General features: G+C 58.4%; 14 protein-coding genes. 12 read left to right on the forward strand and 2 right to left on the reverse strand.

Translation table 11 applies throughout. The features are described 5' to 3' along the window. Positions 1 to 32: 32 nt before the first annotated feature. The 7 genes from EXE50_RS09680 (at position 33) to EXE50_RS09710 (ending at position 12,196) form a co-directional block, all read left to right on the forward strand. Positions 33 to 1,148: an FIST signal transduction protein gene (locus EXE50_RS09680; protein ID WP_137704944.1), complete on the forward strand. Its 1,116-nt coding sequence runs from the start codon at positions 33 to 35 to the stop codon at positions 1,146 to 1,148. Then, positions 1,145 to 4,822, forward strand: coding sequence for a PAS domain S-box protein (locus tag EXE50_RS09685; RefSeq protein WP_137704945.1), 3,678 nt, complete (start codon positions 1,145 to 1,147; stop codon positions 4,820 to 4,822). The genes EXE50_RS09680 and EXE50_RS09685 overlap by 4 nt, the downstream gene beginning before the upstream one ends. Before the next feature lie 94 nt (positions 4,823 to 4,916). Continuing rightward, the gene (locus EXE50_RS09690; RefSeq protein ID WP_241982663.1) at positions 4,917 to 5,792 is read left to right on the forward strand and encodes a glycosyltransferase family 2 protein; all 876 of its coding nucleotides are present in this window, start codon (positions 4,917 to 4,919) and stop codon (positions 5,790 to 5,792) included. Between the two features lie 136 nt (positions 5,793 to 5,928). After that, a complete protein-coding gene (locus EXE50_RS09695; protein WP_137704946.1) occupies positions 5,929 to 6,627 on the forward strand; it encodes a hypothetical protein in 699 nt (232 codons plus the stop codon). Between the two features lie 34 nt (positions 6,628 to 6,661). Further along, positions 6,662 to 8,449 (forward strand): glycosyltransferase family 39 protein, encoded by a 1,788-nt coding sequence (locus tag EXE50_RS09700; RefSeq protein ID WP_137704947.1) that lies wholly within the window; start codon positions 6,662 to 6,664, stop codon positions 8,447 to 8,449. Positions 8,450 to 8,590: 141 nt separating this feature from the next. Continuing rightward, complete coding sequence (locus tag EXE50_RS09705) at positions 8,591 to 10,528, forward strand: transposase (RefSeq protein WP_137704948.1); 1,938 nt, start codon at positions 8,591 to 8,593, stop codon at positions 10,526 to 10,528. A gap of 285 nt (positions 10,529 to 10,813) precedes the next feature. Beyond that, positions 10,814 to 12,196 (forward strand): ATP-binding protein, encoded by a 1,383-nt coding sequence (locus tag EXE50_RS09710; protein WP_137704949.1) that lies wholly within the window; start codon positions 10,814 to 10,816, stop codon positions 12,194 to 12,196. Positions 12,197 to 12,437: 241 nt separating this feature from the next. Here EXE50_RS09710 and EXE50_RS09715 read toward each other — a convergent pair whose 3' ends face one another. Together EXE50_RS09715 and EXE50_RS09725 are read right to left on the reverse strand one after the other, a co-directional pair. Then, positions 12,438 to 13,106, reverse strand: a complete 669-nt coding sequence (locus EXE50_RS09715; RefSeq protein WP_137704950.1) for a restriction endonuclease — start codon at positions 13,104 to 13,106, stop codon at positions 12,438 to 12,440. A 231-nt stretch (positions 13,107 to 13,337) separates the two neighbouring features. Next, positions 13,338 to 13,646, reverse strand: a complete 309-nt coding sequence (locus EXE50_RS09725) for a helix-turn-helix transcriptional regulator (protein ID WP_137704952.1) — start codon at positions 13,644 to 13,646, stop codon at positions 13,338 to 13,340. Between the two features lie 375 nt (positions 13,647 to 14,021). Between EXE50_RS09725 and EXE50_RS09730 the strand changes: the two genes are divergently transcribed. From EXE50_RS09730 to EXE50_RS09755, 5 genes are all read left to right on the forward strand, one after another. Beyond that, positions 14,022 to 14,354, forward strand: a complete 333-nt coding sequence (locus EXE50_RS09730) for a phage repressor protein (protein WP_137704953.1) — start codon at positions 14,022 to 14,024, stop codon at positions 14,352 to 14,354. 653 nt (positions 14,355 to 15,007) lie between these two features. Continuing rightward, positions 15,008 to 16,174, forward strand: a complete 1,167-nt coding sequence (locus EXE50_RS09735; protein WP_137704954.1) for an ISH3 family transposase — start codon at positions 15,008 to 15,010, stop codon at positions 16,172 to 16,174. A 535-nt stretch (positions 16,175 to 16,709) separates the two neighbouring features. Next, a complete protein-coding gene (locus EXE50_RS09740; protein WP_137704955.1) occupies positions 16,710 to 17,153 on the forward strand; it encodes an NUDIX hydrolase in 444 nt (147 codons plus the stop codon). Between the two features lie 56 nt (positions 17,154 to 17,209). Then, positions 17,210 to 18,322: a transposase gene (locus tag EXE50_RS09745; RefSeq protein WP_137704956.1), complete on the forward strand. Its 1,113-nt coding sequence runs from the start codon at positions 17,210 to 17,212 to the stop codon at positions 18,320 to 18,322. A 678-nt stretch (positions 18,323 to 19,000) separates the two neighbouring features. Then, positions 19,001 to 20,173, forward strand: coding sequence for a glycosyltransferase family 1 protein (locus tag EXE50_RS09755; RefSeq protein ID WP_137704958.1), 1,173 nt, complete (start codon positions 19,001 to 19,003; stop codon positions 20,171 to 20,173). Position 20,174: the final 1 nt, after the last annotated feature.

Raw genomic sequence — 20,174 nt, forward strand, 5'->3', positions numbered from 1 at the left:
GGCCCGACCGATTAGGTATATAATTAACAACGATGGAACGAACATACGTCGCGACAGGGGACTCGACACACGAGGCACTCGCTGGGCTGGCGGAGACGGAGAACGTCACGGCAGTCTTCGCACTCGTCGCAGCGTCGACCACGAAGCATCGAGAGGAGTTGGCCACAGCCGGAACCGAGACTGATCTCGCACTGTTCGGCGGCATCTTCCCACAACTCATCGTCGACGGTGTCGCCCATGAGGAGGGGACACTTCTGCTCGGCTTATCCCAGGTACCCGAGGTGACCTATATCACCGGACTGAGCGATGCCGAGCGAGGTTACACCGACCAGCTCCCCGACCTGCTCTCGCGAGGATTCAAAACGGCGTTCGTGCTGGTCGATGCGTTTGCCAGCCGGACGGACGTGCTCATCCGCGCCCTTTTCAACACCTACGGCGTCGAACTGAACGTCCTCGGTGGCGGCGCAGGGTCACTCTCGATGGAACAACAACCCTGCCTGCTGACCGATGAAGGCTGGCACGAGGACGGGGCACTCATCGCCGCCACGGAAGCGAACGGGAACGTCGGTGTGCGACACGGCTGGCAGGAGTTCGCCGGGCCGTTCCGCGTGACCGACGCCGAGGGGAACGTGGTTACTCTCCTCGGTGACGAACCAGCCTACGACGTGTATCGCGAAGTCGTCGAACCCGATGCCGGTGTCGAGATAGGTGCCGACAACTTCTTTGAGGTAGCCAAGTCCTATCCGCTCGGATTGAGCCGCTTCGACGCGGAGAAGATCGTCCGAGATCCGTTCGAGCCGACAGCCGAAGGCGGGCTCCGCTGTTTCGGCGATGTGCCGCAGGGGTCTTTCGTCCACGTTCTGAAAGGCGAACCGGCGTCACTCATTGAGGCGGCATGCGAGGCTGCGGATGCGGCCCGGGCAATCGAGCTTCCCGGCGGTGGCCCCCGGTCGACGCTGTTTTTCGACTGTATCTCGCGGGCGCTGTACCTCGAATCCGAGTTCAAGCAGGAACTCGCCACCGTCGCGGACCGTAGCGACGCACCACTCGTCGGAGCACTCACTATCGGAGAGATAGCCAACTCCGGGCGTGAGTTTCTCGAACTGTATAACAAGACGGCGGTCGTCGGGGTCGTCGATAGCGTATGAGTGGCTCGTCACCGACCTCTCCCGAGCAACTCCAAGTTCTCTACGAGATTGCCCTCTCTATTGGTCGCGGAGAAACGCTCTCTGAGGTTGCACAGACGGCACTCTCGTCGTATCTCCGCCGGCTCAACTGCTCGACCGGCGGTGTCTTCGAGCGATACGAGGAGGATGGAGACGTTTCGTACCGGCTGATCGAGGGGATTCCTGCTACTCCGACGTACAACGACACGTTCGAGGCCGCGACACGGCACCTTGACAACGACGATGCGACCGATGCTGCCTCGTTCCGTGAGGAACTGCCACTTTCGGCAGGTGACGGGGCGGCACATTACTACATTTTTGACCTTCCCGGGTTCGGGGTGCTGGTGATAGTAAAGAACAGTGAACCGCTCACTCCAGGGACGATTGCTGCACTCGAGCCGCTGAACCAGAAGCTCGCGGATGCGTGTTGTAACCGGCGAGTCGAACAGGAGGCAGCACAGACACGTGAGACGCTCCGCGCCGTCCTCGATACGATCCCACAGGAGGTGGTCGTCAGAGATCGTGACGGGCGATATACGCTTGCGAACGAGTCCGCAGCCGCCGCGCACGGCGTTCGGGTCGAAGAACTGGAAGGGTCGACCGACGAGGAGCAGGCTCAGAGCAGCGGCGACCGAGACGTTCGGGCGACGGATATGAAGATAATCGAGTCCGGCGAACCGCAACGAATCGAAGACGAGGAACTCATCGATGCCGATGGGCGCACACGGACAGTTACCACGGACATCGTACCACTCGAACTCCCGGAGACGGAGCGGCAGGCACTCGTCGTTACGACCGATACGACCGACCGCACAGAACGCCAGGCTGCGTTGGAACGCCAGGCAACGGCGATGGAGGCGTCGATGGACGGCATCTCGATTTTGAATGCGGACGGTGAGTACACCTATATGAACGAGGCACACGCCGACATCTTTGGATACGACTCGACGGAGCTTCTGGGAGGGACCTGGCGACAGCTGTATCCCGACGACGAGATCGAACGAATCGAGCAAGAGGTGTTCCCGGTACTCGAACGTGAGGGCGAGTGGCGCGGCGAAACAGTCGGCAAAGCGCGCGATGGAACAGCGGTTCACCAGGAGATCACTCTCTCTGCGCTCGAAGACGGGGGGTTGGTCTGTACGAACCGCGACATCACTGAACAGAAACGGCGCGAGCAGGCTCTCGAGAGCCAGCGGTCCCGACTCCGTGTCCTGTTCGATCAATCGCCGGACAATATCATCGTTCACGACGACGAGGGGGCAGTTTTAGACGTAAACGAGCGACAGGTCTCGACACTCGGATACGACCGCGAGACGCTCTTAGGGATGAACGTCGAGGAGTTCGAAGTCAGACTCGAAATCGATGAACTCGAATCACTCTGGGAGGAACTGTCGGTCGGCGAGACGCTGGAAACGCGAGGACGCCACCGTCGTGCTGACGGAAGCGAGTATCCGATCGAAGTCTGGGTGAGCAAAACGGAGATCGAGGGCGAAACTCGTCTCATCGCCCTCGACCGTGACATCAGCGAACGGGTCGAGCGAGAACAGCGACTACAGACCCGTCGGCGACAACTCACGCGTCTCCACGAGGCGACTCGTGAACTGATGACCGCTGCGACACGACCCGAGGTTGCAGACAGCGCCAGCGAGACGGTACGAGAAGTGCTTGGCCACCCGCTACACAGAATTCAATTTTACGATTCTACCCAAGATGCACTCGTCCCAGTGTCAGTGTCCGACCGCGTTCAGGACGTCATCGGTGAGCCGCCCGCTATCGGCCCTGGAGACGGAGTTGCGTGGACTGCGTACGAGTCGGGCGAGGCCGATCTTCGCGCTGACATCCCGAATGACGACGACGTGATGAACCCGAAGACGGCTGTCCGGAGTGAACTGTACGTTCCACTTGGCGACCACGGAGTTATTATCGTTGGTTCGACCGAACCCGACGAGTTCACTGAGGCGGATGTCGCCTCAACCAAGATTCTCGCCGCGAACGTCGAGGCGGCACTCGACCGCGTCGAGCGCGAAACTCGGCTCAAGCGCACGAACACCGTTTTCCAGACGGTCCTCGATAATCTCCCGGCTGGGGTGCTCGTCGAGGACCCAGACAGGGACATTCTCACGGTCAACCAGCGCCTGCTGGACCTATTTGAGATGGATGTCTCCAGAGAGGCACTCGCAGGCGTGGACTGTCAAGCTGCTGCCGATGATCTCAAACATCGGTTCGATGCGCCGGAGCAGTTCCTCACTCGCCTGGACAGTCTTATCGAAACGCGTGAGCCAGTCACAAAAGAGCCGCTTGAACTCGCTGACGGGCGGACGCTAGAGCGGGATTACGTCCCGTACACGCTGCCCGACGGCGAGGCGAACTTGTGGATGTACCGAGACATCACGAGCCAATCCCGTCGAGAGACCGCCGTTCGCAACCTGCTCAGTATTACCTCCAGACAGGACGTAGGATTTGAGCAGAAGATACGGGAAGTACTCGAAATCGGTCGCCGTCGAACCGGTATGGAGGCTGCGTTCTTTTCGACGATAGATAGCAGCGCCGACCCCGACACCGGTGGCTTCCAGATCAGCGCCTCAATAGGTAGCGATCCGCAGTTCGACACGCGAGAGCAACAGCCACTCTCGAAGACGTACTGTCGAAAGACCGTCCAGACGGTCGATTCGGTCAGCGTTACCAACGCCGACGAAACGTGGCGTGACGACCCTGCATACGAGGAGTTCGGACTCTCCTGTTATATTGGTAGACGTGTCGAAGTCGACGGCGAGGTCTACGGAACGCTCTGTTTCACCCATCGTGAGCCCCGCGACGAGCCGTTCACCCAAGAGGAATTACAGTTCGTGAAGCTCCTCACGCAGTGGCTCAGTTTCGAACTCGAGCGGCGAGACCGCGAGGCCGACCTTCGCGAGACGCGCAAACAACTTCGACGGTCAAACGAGGAACTGGAGCAGTTCGCGTACGCGGCCTCACACGACCTGAAAGAGCCGCTCCGGTCGGTCAGCAACTACCTCACCCTCCTCGATGATCTCTACGACGAGGGCCAAACCTTCGACGCACAGGCGGAGACGCTCATCGAAGACGCCGTCGGGGCGACGGGACGGATGCAGTCGATGATCAACGCACTGCTCCAGTATTCGCGGGTAGATTCCCGTGGTGGTGCCCTCGAACCGACCCCGATCGATGCGGTCGTGGAGAAGGCAGAACTGAATCTTACGGTGCGGATCGACGATATCGGAGCGACGGTCACCACCGAGGGACTGCCGACGGTCAGTGGCGACGAGCGACTCCTCATCCAACTGTTCCAGAACCTCATCGACAACGGCCTGAAGTACAACGAGTCTGCGAACCCCCGCATCAGCATCGTGCCCGACAAGCCCGTCGCCAACATCGACCCACCTGAGCCGGTGGCACTCGACGGGAGTGTGTCGTGGCACCACATCCGTGTCGAGGACAACGGCATCGGGATGGACGCCGGCGTGGCCGACCGCGCGTTCGACGTGTTCGAACGTCTTGGTCGGACCGATGAGAATGGAACGGGGATGGGGCTGACGCTCTGTCAGCGCATCGTTGAGTACCACAACGGAGCCATCTGGCTCGAGTCAGCACCCGGTGACGGAACCGTCGTCCACCTCTGTCTCCCGGATGTCTGAGTAGCTTCCATTTAGCGGGTGGTTTTCACCATACACCCCCGCGTGAGGCTGAGGGTAACATCCCCAGATACAGACGCCCTGTTTTTGTTTGGGTATGTCGAAGCAGCAGACCCCCGAATACCCGTCTGGTACCGACGCGGCCACCCCAACTTCCGAGACACCGACCGTTCCCGACACGAGCGACACGAGTGCGGGTGTCAACGGATCGGAAGGCGGTCAGTTCACGCTCTGCGGCCCCATGTCTGCGATCGACCCGACCGTGTCGGTCGTTATTCCGACGCTCAACGAGGAGGAAGCCATCGAAGCGGTGCTGCAGGCAGTCTTCACGGCACTGCGGGAGCTCGATATCCCGAGCGAAATTATCCTGGCCGACTCCTCGACGGACCGCACGCCCAACATCGCCCGCAATCATGGGGCGATCGTCACCGAACCCGAACGCAATGGCTACGGTGCGGCGTATCTCGATGGGTTCGACACAGCACGCGGAGACATCATCGCAATGGGCGATGCTGACACCACCTACGATTTCACCGAGCTGCCGAAGCTCATCCGAACGATGCAGGAGACGGATGCTGACATGGTGATTGGCTCCCGCCTCGATGGCGAGATTCTTTCCGGTGCGATGCCACCGCTTCACCAGTACGTCGGTAATCCGATGCTGACGCGGATGCTGAACACGCTGTTCGACGCCGAGTTCTCGGACACACACTCCGGGTTTCGCGTGTTCACCCGCGAGGCGCTCGATGCGATGGACCCGCAGACGACCGGGATGGAGTTCGCCTCGGAGATGCTGATCGGTGCCGCCCGCGAAGACCTCTCGGTAGAGGAAGTGCCCATCACCTACCACCCGCGTGTCGGAGACGCGAAACTGGAGAGTTTCCGTGATGGCTGGCGACACATCCGTTATATGATCGGAGAGTGGGGCAGCAACGTCGCCGCCGTGCGGGTGCTCGCTGGACTGTTCGCCTGAACGTACCGACACAGACCACCCACCTCACACCGGCTCGCGCCGGGTCTACACCCCTCACAGTCCGATGCCAGACAATGTAGACCTCGCTATCGTCCTGCCAGCCTACGCCCACCAATCGACCGCCTGAGCGAGTATATTGAGGCCCTCGATACGCACCTCGATCCCGACCGAATACACGTTCCGTTCGACGGTATCCAAGACGGCGACCCGCAGCTTCGCCGGCTCGAACAGGCCGGGGCTACCGTCTCACCGTCGCCTGACCGACAGGGGGAAGGGAGCGGCGCTTTCCGGTGCGTTCGACCGTCTCGCTACCTCCTTCGACCGCTTGTTGTTTCTCGACGCCGACGGGAGTACCAGCGTCAAGTCCGCCGCCAACCTCGCTGAACAGGTCGGTGGCAGCAGCCCCACGCTGGCAATCGGCTACCGCCACCCACCACAACAGGCCGAGAGACAGAACCGGACTGGATATCGTCGCGTGTTCAGCAGTGGATACCGTCAACTCGCCCACGCACTTGTCGGTATCGACGCTCGCGACCCACAGTGCGGTGCGAAGGCGATGGATGCGAGTGTCTGGTGGCAACTTCGCCCGACGCTTCGCAACACCGGATTCGAGTGGGATACCGAACTGTTGGCTATCGCGGCGGCCGCAGGGATACCCGTCAGCGAACACCCGGTCGAATGGGTCAACCAGCCCGGAACGACAGTCCGGCTGACCGACCCTGTGCGGATGCTCGGACAGTTGTTCAGTGCCCGTCGCCGGGCGTCGAAGACACCACCTCGCAATCCCCGACCATCTTTGCAGACGCCGAGGCTGCGGGTCGCCGGCCTTGACTGATTTTTAAGGAGCGGTCGCACGTCGTCTCTCAAGAGTGCATGGAGGTCGAGGGCTGACGTGGGTCAGAGCTGGCCTCCGCTCACCGGCCGCGTGGCTCACTCTGCTCAGGCTATTGCTGTATCTCCCGGGGCTCGGTGGGTATCCCCTTCGAGGGTGGGACGAGGCGATTTACGCGACTGCAGCCCGCTACGCGCTCGAACGGGGGGACTATCTCGTTCCACACCTCTACTGGCTTGCGTCTAACGGTGAGATCGTCTACGAGCCGTTCTTGGAGAAGCCACCGCTGTCGATGTGGCTGATGACACTGAGTATGGGTGTATTCGGGGTGACCGAGTTCGCAGCGCGCCCCCCCCAAGCGCTCGCTGCGACGGCCGTCACGCCGGTGCTGTACCTCGGGACGCGCTCGTTGCTGGGACGGAGACGGGCGGCGATAGCTGGTGGCCTCTGGCTGACGACGACGTTCGTCGCGACGGGGAACAACGCTGCCCGCTTCGGAGGGACGGACGCGCTTCACACCCTCTTCGGAACGGTGTTCGTCCTCACGGTTTGGCGATTGGTCGGTGGGTTCGAGCCGAGTGAGCAAAGCCATGAGCTATCCCGTCCACATCACCGTCCACGGGTTGCGTTCTGGGCGGTCGGGGCAGCAGCCGGCATCACGCTACTCATCAAGGGGTTCGCCGCCGGGAGTTTCGTCATCGCTGTTCTCCCGCTCACCCTCGTCCACTGGCGCGTCTTCGTCCGGCACTGGCAGGCGACGCTCGAACTCATCGGTATCACGCTCTCGATTGCGGTGCCGTGGGTGTTGCTCGCGTACCTCCGCTATGGGGAGACGCTCGTTGATGAGTTGATCCGCGAGCAGGTACTTGCGCGGGCGACGGGCGACATCGCAGGGGCGGGGTCCGAGACGACATTCGCGTTCATACGCTTTCCGTACTTCCGCGAACTCCCCGCACAGTTCGACCCGTGGATCTATTTCCTGCTCCCGGCGGTCATCTGGAGCATCTGGTGCGGGGTATACCGCGGAGACGATCGCCGCGTTACGACCGACGGCTGGTTGCTCTGGTGGGGCGTCAGCACCGTCGGTATTTTCGTCCTGACCGGAAACCACGGGTGGTACCTGCTTCCAGCGTTCGTGCCCGGCGCGTTGCTGGTTGCTGGTCTGTTCGATGATGCGCTTACCGGGCGACTCGGGGCACTGGCTGGTGTCGCTGCGGGTGCGGCACTCCTGTTGCTGTATTCGTTCAGATTGGCCGGCACCTCGCCGGTGGCGAGTGCGAAGCCATCGGTACCGGTGACAGACGGCGTCCCGTTCGTCGTCCTGACCGTCCTCGGGACAGTCACGGTCTGTCTCTACGGAGCGTACACACACACCGATAGCGTCCTCACAGTGCCCGCCGCCGGGAAGAGAGTTCTCAATAGCCGGTGGAGCAAGCTATTGCTTGGGCTCGTTCTTGTCGTCGGGGGGGTTGCAATCGTCGGGACGCCCGCGAACACGGCGGGAGCCTCCTACAACGAACAGGGGGCGTTCGCGCTCGCGGTGAACGAGCAACTCGACCCCGGCGAGTCGGTGTATCTCACTCCAACGGCGACCGAGAGGCTCGCGCTGTTCACCTTCGGGTTCTACATCGACGCGCCGTTGGCAACTATCCCTGAGACGCCACCGGATGATGGGTACCTCGTGGCCATTGAGCCAGCCTCAGACAGAGTGACGCCCCCGACGGTTGCAGGTGGGGCCAATGCAGTCGTTGCTGTCGCGGTCGAACTCCCCGATGGGCAGGTACTAATCGCGTATGACCTCGGTGCGGTCAGCACGTCACCCTGAGTTTACCCCCCATCGTACGTCTGAGGTTACTGTAGCAGTACTGTCCGGTTTATCGCTATGTTTGAGTTCTATCGAATGTTTGTCAAATTTGGTGACACATAACCGAATTGTATAATAAACCTGGGTAAGACGCGTTCCCTAATGGGGTTTGAGCGCACAGATTCCTGCGGTGATGAGTTGCCACCCACATTTAATGGCGTCGAGCCGGGTTTTGATCCGCTCTCTTCGGTATCTCTCCCGCCCACCTATGATGTTGACCGATGGAACGCAAAAAACCAAGCTGTGGAACTCGGCGGTGAAATCGAATACGACGAAGAAACCGAGAAACACCTCTGGGCTCTGCGGCATTTTGAGTTGCGAATAGCCCCTGCGTGTGACGAGATTGCTGATTGGGACGCGTTAGATCAGCGTACACAACGAATGTACCGTGCCGGTATCTTGAAGGAGTTCGTTGGTGGGTACCGTGAACTCGAGGCCATCCTCGAACAGGGGGGTCCGGTTGCGCGTGAAGCCGGCTTCACCCCCCGCGATGGGACTAGCTATTCGACGCTTTCAGGGGCTATCAGCGATTTCGACGCCGAATTTCTCTCTACGGCTGCACGCTACAGTCACAACGCAGCGCTCTATGGGTTGACTACTCGGGGGCGCTCCTTCGATCGGGCTCCTGTATACCCCCCAAAGCCACGCGCCTATTACTTGGAAAACGATGAAGAGTGGACAGTTAGCATGGATGAAAAGCTGGACCAGGCAAGTCAAATCCTCGCTAAATATATTGCTCTGGTTGCCCCCTGTCTCCGGTTCGATCGTGATCGCTTTGCCCCCAACTACCAGTACTCAATTGGGGATATCTACCGGTTGTTCGCGCATCTCGCTATCGAGCAGTGTGCCGCAAAAAACGGAGCCGAACTGCTTGATTGGCTCTCTCCGTATGACACCCCATCGGCATCAACGCTGTCAGAGTACATCCCACGTCCAGGTACGCCCGGGGGGTACGAAGTAGAGGACCTCGAACGAAAATTTATCGACGCGACATGTCGCCTACTTAAGCGGGAAACACTGGCGTTATCCTCGCCAACCCACTTGGCCTTTGACCTCACAACTGTTGGCTGGTATGGAAAAGAAAACAGATGGGTAACTGGATCCATCAAAAAAGATAATACCACAGAATTTTGGCACTATGCTGTTTTGTCGACTGTTTCACCGGGTCAAAACTATATTTTAGGTGTCACTCCTATCAAAGAGCGAAGCGAAAAAGCCGAGGCCCTCGACCGGATGGTACGTTACCTTCGTGAAACCGATTCGTTTGAGTTCGGACGCATCTACATGGACAGCCAGTTGTTCCAAGCAGATATCGTCACGAAGTGCCGAGAACATGACTTACGCTGGATGATACAGGCTCCAGAGAATAAGGCGTACTCCAACATGGCGAAACGTGCCGTTCCTGGAGAGCCAGACAAAGTTACGGGCCTCACATTCACCGCGTTTAATGCGGAGTCGCAGACGTTTAACGCACTTATCGCTCCAATCCCCGAAGAGGAAGTTGGGCAAGAGCAAACCACACCGAACACGAAACTCACCCGCGACCCCGATCGTACCTCATGGGAGGGTGCCTCCGAGAAGAGCGGATCAAAAGCTGCTGACTCCGAGACAGACTCGACAATGAGACTTGATGAGTATGCGAATAGCATGCCTCCCGCCGAGACAACACCTGATACAGATAGTGATGCGGAAAATGGCGATAGTGACACACATACGGTCTGGATTACAGACCTTGATGTCGACGAACGGGACATCGAGGGTCTAAGCTATCAGTATCGAAACCGATGGAAGATTGAGACGGCCATTCGTCAGCTCAAGCATACCTTTCAGGGTCAGTGTCGCTCGTCGAATCGACTGGCTCGAGCAGTCTACTTCGGTGCTGCGCAGTTGTTTTATAATTTCTGGGTTGCGCTTAATCACGAACTCCCGTATCACCTCGGTGATCCGGCTGGGTTCAGGCTTACTGGTCTGGAAACGCTACACGCATTCCGCAAAGCCGATTTTTCACAGGGGACGACAGGAAATAACTTATTTATCTGACGGTGAATATTGCTCCAAACTGGCCACTACTGCTATGGCGCGCTCGACAGCCTAGGTTGTCGGTCACCGGAACCACTGAGATCGCCAAATTCCCGATGGTGTCATAGAACAGTTCATACACCCCGTTGATTAATTCGTGGATCGCTCAGTACAGAGTATATGTCGATTGATCAATCTTTCTAGATCGAGGAGGCCTGCAGGCACGAGTAATAGCCAATCTAAAATTAGCCTATTTTGAGATAGGCTATTCGGAAGTATTATTCTCCGTCCAGACGGAGAGGATGTATGGAACACTTCGTGAATCGAGATGACGAACTCTCTCGGCTGCGCGGATGCTACGAATCCGACGACGCCGAGATGGTCGTGGTTTTCGGTCGGCGACGTCTCGGGAAGACACAACTCGTCCAGCATTCGCTCTCGAACCGTGACGACGCAGTCGTCTATCAGGCCACGGAGACCACCTCCCAAATACAGCTTGACGAGTTCGTCGATGTCGCCTCCGAATCGTTCCCGGGGATCACACAAATCAAACAGAACTGGGAACCGCTGCTCGGATATCTGGGAGATCAGGGCGCAATCGTGGTTCTCGACGAGTTCCCCTATCTCATTGACGCCGACGAGAGCCTTCCCTCGGTCATTCAGCGACTGTGGGACCAGCGGCTCCAGAACACTTCGGGGACGCTCGTGCTGGTCGGATCATCGATCAGCATGATGGAGGAAGCGACGCTTCTTGGAAACAGTCCACTGTACGGACGATTCACGGAACGACTCGACCTTCAGCCCCTTGATTTCGCTGCCGCACAGGAGTTCGTACCGGACGAGTATTCACCCGAAAAGCGGATTTTCGCGTGGGGGATCTTCGGTGGCGTTCCGTACTATCTCGATGGCGTCGATCTCGGACAGAACCTCGGAACGGTTCTCACCGAGGAAGTGCTCTCCCAGAAGGGATATCTCCATAACGAACCGGAGTACGTGCTCCGCACCGAACTCACGGACCCGAACCGATACTTTGCGATCCTAACCGCCATCGCTGCTGGAAAGACGACGTCGAACGAGATCGCTCAAGCGATAGGAATCGATGGGAAGCAGATATCGACGTACACACAGAAGTTAGAGCGTCTGCGTCTCATCGAGCGGGAGGTCCCGATCACTGAAGAGAAGGCGAAGTCACGCCGGGGGCGCTATCGAATCCTCGATCCCCTGTTCCGGTTCTGGTTCCGTTTCGTCTACGGCAAGGAAGATCGATACGAACGGCTCGGGGAGAATGCCTACGACGCGGTCATTGAGCCGGAACTTCCGGATTTTGTGAGTCACGAATTCGAGAGGCTTTGTCAAGACGCACTCCCTAGCCTCTACCCCGACGAAACGTTCTTAGATCTCGGGCGATGGTGGTACAAGGAACACGAGGTTGACGTCGTCGGGTTCACCACGGACGGGACGATGGTTGTGGGAGAATGTAAGTTCACGAACGCACCGCTTGATTACGGAGCTCTCGCCTCGCTTGAAGACCATGCCGCCGAGATACGCTGGACGCCGGACGGCGATGAGCGGGCCACTGAGTACGCCTTATTCACCCGGAATGGTGTGACCCAGTCTGTTCAGGAAGCGGTGTCCGAACGCGATAACATACAGTTGTTCGAGCTCGGAGATATTATCGAACACGCGTAGGGGGCCATCAAACCCGAATAAGGAAAGAGGTTCGATAGCTGATGATCGGAATCGAGCGAGTCATAGAACCACCTAGTCGATTCGATAGAAGCAACGTAAGAACGCCTATAACGCCTGGTTACGTTCTAGAACTGTTCTTGGTGATTTGGTGGAAAAATGTCTTTTCTGTGCCACCCCACTCTATAGGCTGAGCAGGCCGAGTGCCTCGGGGCTTGACCCGAGGCAGTTCACTACAATGTTGCTAGCGTGAGTCGTTGAAGTCGTACTCGGCATCCGCGGCCGGGACGTACGCATCGTTACCGTTGCGATCTGGCACGTAACACGGGCTGTTGCTACTGGCATAGAATACGGGCGCTTCGACATCGCGGGTGGACTGCCGCATGAGGATGGGTGGCAGCGGGCTTCTGAACTCACGCACGGAGGGTTCTCGCCGCGTACGAAGCGTCCCCCGCGGCGGCCGGTGTTCAGTAAGCGGGGGCAGTGAGTCTGCAGAGAGATCCTCAAGCGTGAGGATCCGGACATCAAGCATTTGAGCAAGCGCCCACGCCCGGTTCGTGACGCCCCACGCAACAACGAGGACAGGCATCGCCCGCGCGAGCAGCGCTCGGTGGGAGATGTCGGCGACTGCTTGCCGCTCGACGAGTCTCGTGTGCCAGTCTTTACACTCGGCGACGAGGTAATCAGCCGGGTCGTCTTGGAGCGTTTCTCTGCGGGCGACGACATCCGTCTCGAGCCCGAACAGGTACTCGTTCCGCATTGTCCGGTAGCCCCACCGCTCGAAGGCTTCAGCGGTCTCGCGTTCAAGCCAGCGGCCACTCGTCGGGTCGTGCTCGAGATCATCGTCGACTGGCTTGTCGCGATCGCCGAGGGCGTCGAGTTCCGCAGAGAGCTCATCGAAGAGGTCACTCATCAGTGGACCCCTCCGTGGCGGCAGCGCGCACAGCGGTGTGTTCGAGTGCCGTTGCGATGGCGCGGGCTTCCGTGGGGGTGAGCTCGGCGAAGGTAACCCCCCAGCTGCCGCCGACGCTGAGCGTGAGTTGGGAGGGGTCCTCTTCACAGAGTGCGACTTGGATATTCGCTTCTTCTTGGGTGAGCGGGCGGTCACGGACGACGTCGGTTTCAAGATCGATTGCTGGGCGGCTCACGCCGTTTCACCCCTTACCTGCCACGCGCGGCGTGCTTCGAGCGCGCGGCGGGCCGCCTCGGTGAGGCTGTACTCGTTGGTGCGCCTGTCGCGCGCCTTCTGGGCGACGAGGTCGCACTCGACGAGCGTGTCGAGGTTCTGGTAGAGGCGGCTGTGGTTGATCTCCTCGCCGTAGTAGTCAGCGATGTACGTCTTCAGGGCCTTCCCCTTCCGGGCGTTCTCGTGGGAGAGCGCCCAGAGGAGATCGCGCTGGAAGGCGGTGCGGTCCGCCAGCGCGTCGCGGTCCGCGACAGACTCCGCGCTCATGAGCCGTCCTCCGCGCAGGCGTAGCAGACGGGCACGCTGCGCTCAGCGTCGAAGCCGTCGGCCGGCGCTGGGCAGATCGCGCAGACGCCGTTGGTTTCGCTCGATTCTCCGGTTGTCGCGCAGGGCTTAAGCCCCGCAGTTGCCATCGTCAGCATGGTTCTGTGGTTTCAGCACAGAACCCGACCCGGCTGGGTGTTCCAGCACCGCAGCTGGGATTCCTACATTTCATCGCAAGCCGAGAGTTCGTCACTCGGGCTCCGTGAGCATCATTTTATGCTATAAGCATTTATAGTTGCTGAATGGTTTCTGTAATGCTACAATCAACATGGATTGCTATTCGGTCATAATACAGCGAAGGGCAACTGGGTTTCCTTCATGAGACATTCTGGAGACTGGATGACCCTTGTCGATGATAGGGTTCTTGAATATCTCTTTGAACACGAGTCTGGTTCTCCGGCTGAGATGAAGCGCGAAGGCCCAATCAACTACTCACGACAGTACATCGACAAACGGTGTAAACGGCTAACTGAAGAGGGTCTAACTAAACATTTCGGTAACGGGATATACGTCATCACTGACGATGGAGAGGCGTACCTCGATGGGCGACTTGACACGCAGGAATGGCGCTACATCGATGACGACGCCAGCGAGGTCACCGCCAGCAACTCCGAAGAGGTCCCCGGTGAGTCGAACGGAGGAGCAACCTGAATGTGTTCGTTCGTCTCGTGGATGACTCAGTTAGATGAATGAATTCTTGAGCAGTTGGCTTCGGACGGGGCCGTGACTTCGTAGGAAGTTGGTTTCGAGTTCAGCGGAACCGTGAGCCCCGGTCGCGTGACTGAGCGCTGTAACACGTTGGTTGACGCCGAGCTTGTCGTGCGCGAAGACCGTGATATTAGCTTCGATCGCGTGAATATTTACTGGTCGATTCCACTCACATTCCAATAAATATCGTGTTCCCCACTCACTTCATTTCTGGGGTAATCTACATATATTTCCAAGTTTTCCAAGTTGTGTCTCACTATTGTGTCGTCTGGACGGAATTCCTCTACGAGATTTAAGCTTTCACCAAATCGGCTCTATTGAAATCTTATTATTCAGATAAATCCTCGCCTGAAACAGCTGGTCGGTGAGAATTGCGTATCAATCGACAATTCGCCTCAATAGCAACAATACTACGCAGAGTGAAAGGAGTATTAGGCTTTCCCTGAAAGACAAAAAAGTGGTAAGATTGAGATATCCGATAACAGTGAGGAACAGTGGCGTTACTAGATAAGCCGTCTCGAATCTCGTTAAATCAATCATACATAACATCAGTACTTCACAAAGCCGCTTAGTTAGAACGTCTGCTTGCTGAAGGTGTGTCTACGACCCAGCAAGCAGACGGTGAGATCTATGAGGACCAGCTTCTTAACTTTCTCGTCAACCGCCTTGACGAGGAAGTTCCGCTCTCCTTAGCGAATAATGCTCAAATCACTTCTGAGGACATCTACGAGGTCCTCGTCGGCGCTTGCGCCGACGGGACCTCTGTCTCTACGCTCTGTGCTTCGAGCCAGAACGCACCCGCTGCGAACACGACCCTCTACCACCTCCGGACGAAGTTCGAGCCGGATCGGCTCGAACGAGTCGCTAACACGCTCCTGCGGAAGAACCTTGATGAACTGCTCCCCGAGCAGGTGGAGGTCTGCGCAGACCTCCACCTGCGGCCCTACTACGGTGACGAAGACGACACAGACGGCCTCTATCATTCGGTCGCAAAGCGTGGAACCACCGCGTTCCACGCCTACGCCACACTCTACGCGCGTGTGAAGAACAAGCGTTACACGCTGGCGGTACGCCGTCTCGAAGACGGCGATACCGCCAGCAGCGTCCTCGCTGAGTTCCTCGGTGTGCTCGACGGCCTTGACGCCGAGGTCAAGGCCGTCTACCTTGATCGTGGATTCTACGACAGCAAGTGCCTCACGCTGCTTCAAGCGCACGATTACGCGTACGTGATCCCGATCATCCGGTGGGGTGAGACGATTCAGAAAGAACTCTCGAAAGGATGGAGCCGCGTCACTCAGCACGACCTGACAGGAAAACTCGACGGTCATAGCTGGACCGTCGAGTTTCCCGTCTACATCGACTGTACGTACCTAAACGCGAAGTACGACGAGAACGGCGTGGCGCGTCACGGCTACGCCGCTGACGCGCCGTTCATCGGCTCACCACGCGACACTCGATACCACTACAGCAAGCGGTTCGGTATCGAGTCGAGCTATCGCTTGTTTGAGCAAGCGATAGCGACAACAACAACACGAGATCCAACGGTACGGCTGCTGTACGTCGTGGTGAGTCTGCTCTTACAGAACGTCTGGCGGTACCTCCACTACGAATATGTGGCGACGCCCCGCCGAGGCGGGCGTCGCCTCTGGTGGTGGCCGTACAAGGAGTTCGTCAATATGATTCGACGTGCTGCGTGGACGGCCCTCGCGGTGCGTCGGGCCGTCCCCACGAATCGGCCACCTGACGACCGATTTCACCGCTAACCACCGACCGAGCAAGCCAGCGGAGTGAGTGGCGACGCTGTCGCGTCGGCGGCTAACCGCCGCCGACAGCGACAGCTCTCCATCGATCCGTCTGTGATTCTCTCGTCGAGACCGTCAGTACAACCGCTTCGACATAGAACTCAGACCGCAGAAACAGCTATGCGAGGATGCTTTGTGAGGTACTGAACATGGCTTTTGATCTCTACATATAATTTCATTCGTTCATGAATGTAGCCAGCTAGTGGAACTCGATCAAAGGTGAACCTTTGTATCGAACGATAATTTCTTCTCCTGTACTGACCGCAATTGGGCAGAATATATCACTTGCTGAGGATTTCGATAGAGGCGAAATCCCTTATCACCTCGGCGATCCCGCAAGATTCCGGCTACCGGTCTCGAAACACTACACGCCATCCGCGAGGCCGACTTCGAAATGGGTGAACAAGGAACAATCAATTAATCTGATAGGTACCCAACATAGCATCAAACTGGTCACTACTGGTAGTAACTGGTCATACACGGGCAATAGTAGGGTATGGTTGTGACGAACGTACCGCGCCGGCGCTCCGGGGTGAAAGCTCTCGTTACACTCGGCAAGCGAGTACTCCTCACCCGCGAGCGTCGGCGTGACGGGTCGATATATCACTCGCTCCCCGGCGGCGGTGTCGAACCAGGGGAGACACCTCACGAGGCGCTGGCCCGAGAACTCAGCGAAGAACTCGATTGTGCGGGAGCAATCGGCAAACAGGTCGGCTCCTGTTCATACCAGCACCGGAGTATCGATGCGACGACGCAGTACGACCTGTATGCCGTCACGTTGGAGGATGTGCCGACGCCTGATTCGAGTGAGGGCATCGTGGGAGCGAAGTTCCACGACCCGGCGGCGCTCCCGGAGTCGGTGCTCGAACCACTCGCAGAGGCAGTGGGTCGGCTCGGGGCGGGAACGGCATCGCAGCGTTTGACATCCTCCCCGCGCTGAACAGTAGTTGCCGAACCTGACTGAGACTCTTCAGGCTGGGCTGTGTTGGTCACCAAATGGTCCAGACAGCTGAGGCGAAACAGGTTTGCCGTGCTGCGTCGACGGTGCTATTTCCAGAACTCGAATTCGGCGTGAAACCGTGTGGGAAGTACACGAGAGAGGATTTCTTGGAAATCCTCTCTCGGATTGCTTTTGATCAGGAGTTCGCAAATACGGGTGGGAAGACGCTCCAACTCGATCGTGACGAGCACGTCGATATCACAGCTACGGCTCGAAATTCGCTCGCTAAATCGCTGCTGTATCACTTGCGCAATCTCTCTACAGACGCCATCACCGACCAGTTCGATGGCGTCCGAGATCGAGTGTTCGAAGTCCTGCGGTCTCAGCGCCGACTTCCCGTGTTCGTCGATGTTGCCATCGATCTCCACGAGTGGCGCTTCTACGGCTCTGCCGACACTGACCACGCCCTAACCACGTATCCAGATCTTGGAACGAACAAAGCGTTTTGCTTCGCAACACTGTGTATCGTCGCTCCTCGCACGCGATTTACGCTTGCGGTGGTCCCGATGGACGCGAACGGCTTTCGCGCCAAGCGCGACGCCGTTCGCTCCTTGCTCGAAACAGCCAAACAGTACGTCTCCATTCGACACGTCTACCTCGACCGTGGATTCTATCAAGTCCACGTCGTCGCAGAGTTAGAACAGCAGGATGTCGAGTATATCGTGCGTGCGCGTCCGAGTAGTGGAATGAAAGACCGTCTCAGCGCCGACGCTGAGACGGTTGCTGACGAGTACACGATGCAGCGAAAGCGCAAACCAACAGCGTCGGTAGATGTCACAGTCTTCGCGGTTCCGCACCGCACAAGCGAGGACGAGCACGTCTGGTTCGTGACAAATTTAGACGTGGATTCATCGACAGCGAGAGCATACGCGGCGGCGTTCCGCCGCCGCTGGGGGATCGAAACGTCATATCGCCAGCTCGGCGATTTCCTCCCGAGAACGTCATCGCCGACGTTCTCGGTACGACTGTTCTACTTTCTGTTCGCGGTGTCGTTGTACAATCTGTGGGTGTTAGCCAACGTCTTAGCTTCAGCTGAAACAGTTCCAGAGACACCGCTGATCTCAACACGAATTTTCCGTAGATTCGTTCTCTCGACAGACTACGGCTGAGTTCACATTCGAATCTGACCGGGATGACCGGTGAGTACGCCTTATCACGGAGAGGTATCGCTTGGGAACGCCGCTAGCGCGGCGTTCCCTCACTCTCTCACTGGATCTGTCACAGCGAAATCCGCTACAATCGTGAAATGCGCGAACTCAACGGCTCGGTCAGTACGGAACAGGATTTGATTCGGCAACTACTGTGAAGGGCGAGGATTCCCACGGCACCGCACCGCTGAGTTGGGATGGTTACGGTTCGTAGCCGCCCGGTGTGGACAACTACTGGCTGTGCCAATCAGCCGTTACTCCTGTCCCGGCATGGGATTCAGAGATACTTGCTTACCGCCCCCCGTGTTCCGGCACAGAAAGGGTGCTTTCTACCTAGAATCGGGGAATCCCGATATTGTCCGATTAGCAGGGCGGACGTGCCGCCTCGGATACCTATTAGTATGGCGTCTGGTTAATTAAAACATCCGTTCAGTACGTCGAGCGTGGTTTGTGTAGGGGGTGGTCGGATTCATCCCCGCGCTAACGCACGGGGCTTTCTCCTTGATTATCCGTAATTGGACGTCGATCGACCCGGTGCTGAGCGACTGACGGCACCTCGCTGGGACACCTCAGGGTAGACGATGCGTGGTACGTCGGGGTTACCCGGGGGGTGTACAGGGACTGGTCGCTATACGGTGTATGGAAGATACCCTCCGCATCGGTGTGAATGCCCGGACGTTCTCCGTTGACGAGCCGGGGGGTGCGGTACAAGCGGCCGTCCAGATGGTGCGGGCACTGGCCGCCCGAGACGATACCGAAGTCGTTCTGTTTGGTCACCCCCGGGTGAAGCGACACTTCCCGGACCTTCCGCTGGATTCGACGGGCTGTGTCGTCGACTCGCAGTTCTACGGAGCGGTATGGGAGCGAGCAATCCTCCCACGGCGGGCCTCGCTCGCCAACATCGACCTGCTTCTGGCCCCGAACGGCAACGGGCCGGCTCACGAGACGCCATACCCGACAATCGTGTGGGTACACGACGTGAACGCGATTCACGGCCACTCGGCAGGTATCCACCGACTGTATCGGCGGGCGACCGTCCCGCGAGCGGTGGCGGCAGCGAATGCAGTCACGACCATTTCTGAGTTCTCGAAACAGGAGATCGTCACCCACCTTCCGGTCGAGGAGAATGAGGTACACGTCATTCACAACGGCTTGGCTGAGCCGTATCTCGATGCGGCCCGGGCAGAGCTACCCACGGAGTCACCAGTGTCGGCGCTGGTTGCGGACGGAGGGGAGCCATCACCCGATTGGCCTGTCGACGAGCTTCCGGAGCAGTACGTGCTGTTCGTCGGGTCGCTCAATCCACGCAAGAACGTCGCGAGGTTACTCAAAGCGTTCGCACGGCTGAAACGAGAGACTGAGTTGCCACACGAGTTGGTGATGGCCGGGCCGTCTCCGAAGCAGATCTTCCAGCAGATCGACATTGACGCTGCGACTGAGCGTGACGCGGCGATTACGTCTGTGGGATTCGTCTCCGATGCAGAACTACGCGGGCTCTATCGAGAGGCCGACTGTTTTGCGTTCCCGTCGTTGTACGAGGGGTTCGGGCTGCCTCCGTTAGAAGCGATGGCGATGGGGACGCCGGTCGTGACGAGCGACGTTGCCTCGCTTCCGGAGGTCTGCGGGGACGCCGCAGTCTACGTCAACCCGGAACAGACCGGTGATATCGCTCGCGGGATCGAAGCCGTGTTACAAGATACACAGATCGCAAGGAAATGTCGTGTCCGTGGCCGTAACCGCACCCTACAGTTTACCTGGAAAGCAGCTGCCGACCGATTTGTGACCGTCGCACACGACGTGGTTAGCGGATGAG

The sequence above is a fragment of the Halorubrum sp. ARQ200 genome (assembly GCF_005435115.1).
GTDB lineage: Archaea > Halobacteriota > Halobacteria > Halobacteriales > Haloferacaceae > Halorubrum > Halorubrum tropicale.

Coding starts and splice junctions, on each gene's coding strand:
- EXE50_RS09710 (WP_137704949.1), top strand. CDS start 10,814: ATGGAACACTTCGTGAATCGAGATGACGAACTCTCTCGGCTGCGCGGA.
- EXE50_RS09745 (WP_137704956.1), top strand. CDS start 17,210: ATGGTCCAGACAGCTGAGGCGAAACAGGTTTGCCGTGCTGCGTCGACG.
- EXE50_RS09690 (WP_241982663.1), top strand. CDS start 4,917: ATGTCGAAGCAGCAGACCCCCGAATACCCGTCTGGTACCGACGCGGCC.
- EXE50_RS09725 (WP_137704952.1), bottom strand. CDS start 13,646: ATGAGCGCGGAGTCTGTCGCGGACCGCGACGCGCTGGCGGACCGCACC.
- EXE50_RS09740 (WP_137704955.1), top strand. CDS start 16,710: ATGGTTGTGACGAACGTACCGCGCCGGCGCTCCGGGGTGAAAGCTCTC.
- EXE50_RS09680 (WP_137704944.1), top strand. CDS start 33: ATGGAACGAACATACGTCGCGACAGGGGACTCGACACACGAGGCACTC.
- EXE50_RS09730 (WP_137704953.1), top strand. CDS start 14,022: ATGAGACATTCTGGAGACTGGATGACCCTTGTCGATGATAGGGTTCTT.
- EXE50_RS09685 (WP_137704945.1), top strand. CDS start 1,145: ATGAGTGGCTCGTCACCGACCTCTCCCGAGCAACTCCAAGTTCTCTAC.
- EXE50_RS09715 (WP_137704950.1), bottom strand. CDS start 13,106: ATGAGTGACCTCTTCGATGAGCTCTCTGCGGAACTCGACGCCCTCGGC.
- EXE50_RS09755 (WP_137704958.1), top strand. CDS start 19,001: ATGGAAGATACCCTCCGCATCGGTGTGAATGCCCGGACGTTCTCCGTT.
- EXE50_RS09705 (WP_137704948.1), top strand. CDS start 8,591: ATGGGGTTTGAGCGCACAGATTCCTGCGGTGATGAGTTGCCACCCACA.